Raw genomic sequence first — 7,661 nt, forward strand, 5'->3', positions numbered from 1 at the left:
CCAGAACGATGAACAACTGATAACCCCAGAACACGAACCAAGTTAGATTGTCTGAAATCAGTCGCGCCTGACAGGTACGCTGCACCACATAAAGGCTCGAAGTAATCAGCGCCGTTCCGCCAAAGGCAAACACCACAGCAGAGGTGTGCAGCGGGCGCACACGGCCAAAATTCAAATATGGCTCAATGTTGAGTTCTGGAAAAGCCAATTGCAAAGCTGCAATCACCCCAACCAAAAAGCCGACACATCCCCAAAAAGTCGTAAGGATCACCCCGTAACGAATCGGATCGTCTAAATAGCCCGATTTGTCGACGACACCGTCGCCAACAACGCCCACGCGACGCAGCATGATAATTGCCCCAATTGCCGTGGTGCCTGCCAGCACCCACGCATGGGTTTGATAGAGTTGATCCTGCCCTAAGGCGGCTGCAATTACAGCGCATAGCGCCGCCAGCCCCAACACAATGGTCCAGCCTAAGTTTTTCATTTTATTCCCCGCAATAATTCTCGCAATAGCCTCAACAAAGTACCGATGCACCCCTACTCAGCCAAGACGCAACTTAGTTTCACTTGAAACAGCCTACGTTGATCTAAGTCAAGGTTACCCTATGTCGCTTGTGGCCAAATGTCTCATGAGAAATATTAGTCGGTTGCAACAAAGGTGTGACCTTGCGTAACCTCCTGTTAACAAAAGAGCAATCTAGCGATGGCCCAAATTGAAGGTTCAAAAATGCTCGCGTATCTGCGCAAGAATCATCATGACAAACTGGCCCTATGTGACAGGTTGGAGGAGATCGCTGACGCGCTTCCTGATAATATTGATCGCCAGATCTGTTCGACAACCGCTCGGGCCATCGAGCCGATTCTTAAAAAAGCGCATCAATATGAAGAAGAAGAATTGTACCCGGCGCTGCAGCGTTTACTCAACGGTAAACCTGATCAAACACTAATGTTCGACCGACTAAAATCTGAACACTATGAGGATCGGTGCTTTGGCGAAGAAGTACGCGATGTTTTGATTTCTTATGGGGAAGGCAAGCCAACCCAAACGGCCGACGCCACCGGGTATATGTTGCGAGGCTTTTTTGAAAGCCTGCGTCGCCATGTGGCGCTTGAAGCCGAATTGGCCCGCCCCTTGCGCGACATAAAAATAGCGGCGTCAGACAATAAGTCCAACGCCGCTGATTAAATCACCAAAATCTCTTTTGACGTTTAGCCCGTTTTTGCCGCCGCACGCGAAGCGCGTTTGCGATCATGCGGATCAAGCATGATTTTACGGATACGAATGCTTTTTGGTGTCACTTCCACATACTCATCGTCAGCAATGTAAGACAAAGCTTGTTCCAAAGACATTTTCTTTGGTGTGGTCAACTTAACCGCTTCGTCTTTACCAGAAGCCCGCATGTTGGTGAGCTGTTTGCCCTTCAACACGTTCACTTCCAAATCGTTGCCACGTGAGTGTTCACCAACGATCATGCCTTCATAAACATCAACACCGGGTTCAATGATCATTGGACCACGGTCTTCAAGGTTGAACATCGCAAAAGCCACAGATTTGCCGGTGCCGTTTGAAATCAGAACACCTGTGCGACGACCCTGCATTTTGCCACGGTAAGGCGCATATTCATGGAACACACGGTTAAAGATTGCAGTTCCGCGAGTATCTGAAAGCAACTCAGGCTGATATCCGATCAAACCACGTGTTGGCACATGGAACACAAGGCGTGTACGCCCGCCACCAGATGGCTTCATTTCAATCAGGTCGCCTTTACGTTCTGCAAGCTTTTGCACAACAGGGCCCGAGAACTCTTCATCCACATCGATAATGACTTCTTCAATCGGCTCGTAACGTTGACCATCAATTTCCCGGTAAACCACTTTCGGGCGACCAAGGCACAACTCAAAACCTTCGCGACGCATGGTTTCAATCAAAACAGACAAAAGCAATTCGCCACGGCCAGCCACTTCATAGCTGTCGCCGTCGCCTTCTTCGCCGTCAGACACTTTAAGCGCCACATTGCCTTCAGCTTCTGCAAACAATCGATCGCGGATCACGCGAGACTGCACTTTGTCACCTTCTTGACCAGCCAATGGACCATCGTTCACGCGGAACGCCATGGACAAAGTTGGAGGATCAATAGGCTGGGCTTGCAAGGCTTCGGTTACACCTGGTGCTGCGATTGTGTCCGCAACCGTTGCGGTCACCAAACCAGAAATCGCAACAATGTCACCCGCATTGGCTTCTTCAACCGGCTCGCGCTCAAGACCTTTAAAGCTCAACACCTTTGAAATCCGGCCACGCTCAATAATCTTGCCATCGTTTGACAAGGCGTGAACCGCATCATTTGGCTTGATAGAACCTGAAAGCACACGACCGGTCAAAATCCGGCCCAAAAATGGGTTAGATTCAATGGTTGTGGCCAACATACGGAACGGGCCTTCTTCAACATGTGGCTCTTCCACATGGTCAAGCACCATGTCCAAAAGTGGAGCCATGCTTTCTTGTGGACCGGTTGGCTCTTCAGCCATCCAACCTTGTTTGGCAGAACCATAAAGCACTTTAAAGTCGAGCTGTTCTTCATTCGCGTCCAGCGACACAAACAAATCGAAAATCTCGTCGAGCACTTCTTCATGGCGCTCGTCAGACTTATCAATCTTATTGATCGCAACAATTGGCTTAAGACCAATTTTAAGCGCTTTACCCAAAACAAACTTGGTTTGTGGCATTGGGCCTTCAGCCGCATCAACCAAAATGATCGCGCCATCCACCATGTTGAGAATCCGCTCAACTTCACCGCCAAAGTCGGCGTGTCCTGGTGTGTCAACGATGTTGATGTGTGTGTCTTTCCAATTTACCGAAGTTACCTTCGCCAAAATGGTAATGCCACGCTCACGCTCAAGGTCGTTGCTATCCATGGCGCGTTCTTCAACGCGCTGGTTATCGCGGAATGAGCCCGATTGCTTCAACAGCACGTCAATTAGCGTCGTTTTGCCATGGTCAACGTGCGCGATGATGGCGATATTGCGCAATGCCATTATTCAGTTCCAATCTAATAGGGAAATCATCTCTTGGCCGTGCTTTAAGGCTGAACAGGCAAAAGGGCAAGTTTTAATTGCTAAAACGGCCCCAAATCCTTGGCTTTTGCTTAATTTTGGGGCTTGCAAAGTGCAAACCGGCCGCTAAGCTGCAACACATTTCCTGCCTTTTGAGTTCAAAACCATGTTGCGCGATTTTTCTCCTCAAGCCCTTATAATGGGGCTAATTACGGGATTTGTGGGCTTTTCAAGCTCTTTTGCCATCGTCTTGCAAGGTTTGTTTGCCGTGGGCGCAAGTCCCGAACAAGCAGCCAGCGGCCTCACCGCCATGTGCATCGCCATGGGGGTCTGCGCGATTATTTTAAGCGCACAACGTAAAATGCCAATTTCGGTGGCATGGTCAACTCCGGGCGCGGCGCTAATGGTCACGTCCGGGCAGCTTTCAGGCGGTTTTGCCGCCGCCGTTGGCGCATTTCTTGTGTGTGCGACGCTGATCATCATTTCTGGGGTTTGGCGCCCCTTTGGACGTGCCGTTGAAAAGCTTCCTGTATCTTTGGCAAATGCCATGCTCGCAGGCATTTTGATGCCCTTATGTTTTGCCCCCATTAAAGCGATTGGCTTTGATCCAATCCTTGGACTGCCCATCGCTTTGGCTTGGCTCATCACTGGTTTTTTTAACAAGTTGATGGCCGTGCCTGCTGCCCTTTTGGCCTTCATTCTTGTCATCATATTTGGCGTTGATTTGCCCGCAGATACCATGAGCCAACTCGCAAACTCCTTATTGCCTCAGATGGTGTTTACCGCCCCGGTCTTTGATCTCGCCGCGATCATTTCCCTTGGCTTGCCTTTGTTTTTGGTCACCATGGCCTCACAAAACATCCCCGGCATGGCAGTGCTTAAAGCCAACCACTATCAAACGCCCGCTGGTCCCTTGTTTACCCTAACGGGTGTGTTTTCCGCCCTCGCCGCCCCATTTGGCAGCCACGCGGTCAACCTTGCCGCCATCACAGCCGCCATGTGCGCCAGCCCAGATGCCCACCCGGACAAAGACAAACGCTATTGGGCCGCCATTGTAACGGGCGTAGTCTATGTCATCATCGGCCTATTTGCCGGTCTTGCCATCACCTTTATCTCCCTCGCTCCCGCCATATTGGTGGAAGCTGTGGCGGGCCTTGCCCTGGTGGGTGCATTTGCCGCCGCCGCATTTGGTGCACTCAACAATGAAAAAGACCGCCATGCTGCCGCGGTCACCTTTTTGATCACCGGATCAGGCGTTAGCTTTTTTGGTATATCAGGGGCGTTTTGGGGATTGCTTGCGGGCATTGCGATTTTGGGCGCATCAAAATTCATCACCCAAAAATAAAAGGGCCCCGAAGCGATGCTTCGGGGCAAGTTCCCCTTAAAGCCATCACAAAGCAAAAAGGGAGTTCACAATGCATCAAAGATGCGGGCGCGATATTGCACAGCTGCCCCACCCCTGACAAGAGAACCAAATAGATACCAATCCCTTGATTTTCAGGGGTTCTAACTGTTTTTGCGTAGACCAAAGTCAGACCTGAGTGGTCAATATTAGGCGCGTTTAAAACGCAAAGTTTCGCCGTTCGCTGCGATCAGCTCCACAGACAAAGCCTGCGCCCCGCCGCGCGCCAACATACACGGCCAATTTAGGTCAAGACCGTCCAATGCCTTACCAGCCATGGACTTCAATTCAATATGCTGGGGCGCAACACCATCAAGCGGGTGCCGCCCACCTTGCCATTCAATCAAATAGGGCAGCGCGCCATCATCCAACAAAGCGCCATCTTTGGTGATCCCAAATCGCCAGTTCAACACGCCCCGCGTCACATCAATAACGTCAAGCAGATCAAATGGCGGTTTTTGAACCAGGCCATCAATATTCTGTGTACTGGCAATAAACCCGAGCAATTGAATATCTTCGCTCAAGAATGGCTTTTCCAACCCAAACCAACGCGCCCGTTTTGGTTCAGCCTTTGGGTTAGCAGCGATCAGCTCTAAATAAACAGGATAGTCTGCTGTTTCAATGCGCCACAGCTTGTTGTGAGTGCCAAACAGTTCATGTTCACCACCCCCAAACGGCAAAACGCCCAGCTGTTGGCTGAGCGTTTCACAAGATTTTTCAAGATCATTCGCCCCAAGGGCAATGTGATCCAGCTTTAACATCTTAACTATATAGCTTTTTGCGGGCGGCAAAGGTCTTCAACCGCAAAGCATTGAGCTTAATAAAGCCCTGAGCATCATGATGATCATAAGTGCCCGAACCTTCTTCAAAGGTCACCAAATCTTCTGAATACAAAGAATATGGCGAAGAGCGCGCAATCACATTGGCGCTGCCTTTATAAAGCTTCAAGGTCACCTCACCAGCCACCATTTCTTGGCTATTATCGATCAACGCTTGTAGCATTTCACGCTCTGGAGAGTACCAAAAACCATTATAGATCAGTTCCGCATAGCGCGGCATAATTTCGTCTTTAAGATGCGCAGCGCCCCGATCCAACGTGATCGATTCAATGCCACGGTGCGCCGCAAGCAAAATGGTGCCGCCCGGTGTTTCATAAACACCACGGGACTTCATGCCCACATAACGGTTTTCCACCAGGTCCAAACGACCAATGCCATGCTTGCCACCAAGTTCGTTCAATTTGGTCAAAACGGTCGCAGGGCTTAGCTTTTCACCATTGATCGAAACCGCATCGCCTTTTTCAAAGCCAACAGTAATGATTTCCGGCTTATCTGGCGCATCTTCTGGGTTCACGGTGCGCTGATAAACATATTCAGGTGCAATATCTGCTGGGTCTTCAAGCACCTTACCTTCAGAAGAGGTGTGCAACAGGTTCGCATCCACTGAAAACGGCGCTTCGCCACGCTTGTCTTTTGGCACCGGAATTTGGTTCTGTTCCGCAAACTCAAGCAATTTGGTGCGAGACTGCAAGTCCCACTCACGCCAAGGTGCAATCACCTTAATGCTCGGATCAAGCGCATAGGCACTCAGTTCAAACCGCACTTGGTCATTGCCCTTGCCCGTTGCGCCATGCGAAATCGCATCTGCGCCAACTTCATGGGCAATCTCAACCAAACGCTTCGAAATCAAAGGCCGCGCAATTGACGTGCCCAACAAATATACACCTTCATAAAGCGCATTGGCCCGGAACATGGGGAACACAAAGTCGCGCACAAATTCTTCGCGCACATCTTCAATATAGATTTCCTTGATGCCCATCAGTTCCGCTTTTTTGCGGGCGGGTTCCAACTCTTCACCCTGACCAAGGTCAGCGGTAAAGGTCACCACTTCGCAATCATAGGCCACTTTGAGCCACTTTAAGATGATCGAGGTATCAAGGCCGCCAGAATAGGCGAGCACAACTTTATTGATGTCTTTGCTCATGAAAAACGCTGTTCTTTGTTCAAGTTCCAAGGATTTTTGCCACCATATGGCAAACCACCGGATCGGTGCAATGTCATTTTGCTAGACAAACGTCCAATTGCTGGCTCATATGGCCCAAACAGGGGCTTTGAGGCCCGCAAGGACGAAACAATGCAAGATCTACTGCACAACTTTATACCCGAATGGCCCATGTTGGTCGCCTTTAGTGTGGCCGGGATCATTTTGGCCATCACCCCAGGCCCGGATATGGCGCTGTTTTTGTCCCGTGCCCTCAACCATGGCCGCGCCCATGGTCTTGCCGCTTTAGCGGGCGCTTGTTCGGGCATTTTGGTGCATACATTACTTGTCGCACTTGGCATTTCCGTGCTGATTGCCGCCGCGCCAGTTGCATTCCTTGCGCTAAAAATTGTTGGTGCGCTCTATTTGCTTTGGCTGGCTTTTTCCGCGCTACGTTCGGGCGGTGATTTCGCCATGACCAGCAAATCAAACACTAAAACGCCTTCGCTATTCAAAAGCTATCTCACCGGCATTGGCATCAATTTGCTGAACCCAAAAATCGTGCTGTTTTTCATCACGTTTTTGCCCCAGTTTGTTTCCGCCACCGATCCATATGCCGCCTATAAGCTTTGCACCTTGGGCGTATTCTTCGTCATCATCAGCTTACCCATCACGGCTGCGATGATATTTGCCGCCGATTGGCTTTCCGTCACCCTGACCAAATCCAAATGGATTGGCCGTATGCTCAACTATGGATTTGCCGCCGTATTTGCCAGCTTTGCCGCTATCATTCTGACCGCTCAAGCGAGACATTAGACTTTCATGAACTACCGACACGCCTTCCACGCTGGCAATTTCGCTGACGTCATCAAACACATTATCCTCACCCGTATCATTTGCTACATGCAAAAGAAGGATAAGGGTTTTCGGGTGCTCGACACCCACGCAGGCATCGGCCTTTATGACTTAACGAGCGATGAAGCCCAACGCTCACCCGAGTGGAAAAATGGCATTCAAGCGCTCATGAACGCCAAACGCTCAAAAGCGCTCGACGAATTGATCAAACCCTATTTAGACATGGTTGAAAGCTTGAACACATCGGGCACGCTTAAGCTTTATCCCGGTTCCCCATTGCTCGCGCGTAAATTGTTGCGCGAACAAGACCGATTGACTGCCACAGAATTGCACCCAAGAGACGCGATCAAACTTAAATCCCATTTTGAAG

8 protein-coding genes are annotated in these 7,661 nt (G+C 50.2%); 4 read left to right on the forward strand and 4 right to left on the reverse strand.

Annotated features, from left to right (window positions below):
• Positions 1 to 487, reverse strand: a 487-nt coding sequence (locus Q0231_RS05175; protein WP_299345926.1) for a cbb3-type cytochrome c oxidase subunit I, incomplete at its 3' end; no start/stop codon positions are given.
• A 219-nt stretch (positions 488 to 706) separates the two neighbouring features.
• On the opposite strand from Q0231_RS05175, the gene Q0231_RS05180 reads away from it, so the two are divergent.
• Positions 707 to 1,189, forward strand: coding sequence for a hemerythrin domain-containing protein (locus Q0231_RS05180; RefSeq protein WP_269393476.1), 483 nt, complete (start codon positions 707 to 709; stop codon positions 1,187 to 1,189).
• Positions 1,190 to 1,212: 23 nt separating this feature from the next.
• Here Q0231_RS05180 and typA read toward each other — a convergent pair whose 3' ends face one another.
• Positions 1,213 to 3,036 carry a translational GTPase TypA gene (typA, locus tag Q0231_RS05185; protein ID WP_299345929.1) on the reverse strand — a complete coding sequence of 608 codons (1,824 nt, stop codon included), beginning with the start codon at positions 3,034 to 3,036 and terminating at the stop codon, positions 1,213 to 1,215.
• Positions 3,037 to 3,220: 184 nt separating this feature from the next.
• Between typA and Q0231_RS05190 the strand changes: the two genes are divergently transcribed.
• Entirely contained in the window at positions 3,221 to 4,399 is a 1,179-nt protein-coding gene (locus tag Q0231_RS05190; protein WP_269393474.1) for a benzoate/H(+) symporter BenE family transporter, read from the forward strand.
• Positions 4,400 to 4,605: 206 nt separating this feature from the next.
• Here Q0231_RS05190 and Q0231_RS05195 read toward each other — a convergent pair whose 3' ends face one another.
• Positions 4,606 to 5,217: a VOC family protein gene (locus Q0231_RS05195; RefSeq protein WP_299345934.1), complete on the reverse strand. Its 612-nt coding sequence runs from the start codon at positions 5,215 to 5,217 to the stop codon at positions 4,606 to 4,608.
• Position 5,218: 1 nt separating this feature from the next.
• Positions 5,219 to 6,439 (reverse strand): argininosuccinate synthase, encoded by a 1,221-nt coding sequence (locus tag Q0231_RS05200; protein ID WP_269393472.1) that lies wholly within the window; start codon positions 6,437 to 6,439, stop codon positions 5,219 to 5,221.
• Positions 6,440 to 6,589: 150 nt separating this feature from the next.
• Here Q0231_RS05200 and Q0231_RS05205 point away from each other — a divergent pair, with 150 nt between their 5' ends.
• Both Q0231_RS05205 and rlmJ read left to right on the forward strand, forming a co-directional pair.
• On the forward strand, positions 6,590 to 7,252 hold the full coding sequence (locus tag Q0231_RS05205; protein WP_299345937.1) for a LysE family translocator: 663 nt from the start codon (positions 6,590 to 6,592) through the stop codon (positions 7,250 to 7,252).
• A 6-nt stretch (positions 7,253 to 7,258) separates the two neighbouring features.
• Positions 7,259 to 7,661 (forward strand): 23S rRNA (adenine(2030)-N(6))-methyltransferase RlmJ (gene rlmJ / locus Q0231_RS05210; RefSeq protein WP_299345940.1); only part of this gene is annotated, 403 nt, incomplete at its 3' end.

This window comes from uncultured Maritalea sp., assembly GCF_937139385.1.
GTDB classification, from domain to species: domain Bacteria; phylum Pseudomonadota; class Alphaproteobacteria; order Rhizobiales; family Devosiaceae; genus Maritalea; species Maritalea porphyrae_A.